Genomic DNA, 248 nt, shown 5'->3' with positions numbered 1-248 from the left:
GAATTACTAGGCGTAAAGGGCAGGTAGGTGGTTTGGTTAGTCTGTTGTGAAAGCTCCTTGCTTAACGGGGAGAGGCCAACAGATACTGCCAGACTTGAGTATAGGAGAGGGTACTGGAATTCCTGGTGTAGCGGTGAAATGCGCAGAGATCAGGAGGAACACCGATGGCGAAAGCAGGTACCTGGACTATTACTGACACTCAGCTGCGAAAGCTAGGGGAGCAAACAGGATTAGATACCCTTGTAGTC

1 rRNA gene is annotated in these 248 nt (G+C 50.0%); it reads left to right on the top strand.

Annotation, left to right across the window (positions count from 1 at the left end):
* A 16S ribosomal RNA gene (locus tag ACTHS4_RS12295) occupies positions 1-248 on the top strand; the annotation flags it as partial.

It is taken from the genome of Neisseria sp. P0014.S009, from assembly GCF_051958155.1.
GTDB lineage: Bacteria > Pseudomonadota > Gammaproteobacteria > Burkholderiales > Neisseriaceae > Neisseria > Neisseria flavescens_C.
The sequence above is the reverse complement of the archived record's forward strand: the minus strand, read 5'-3'. Positions and strand labels throughout refer to the sequence as shown.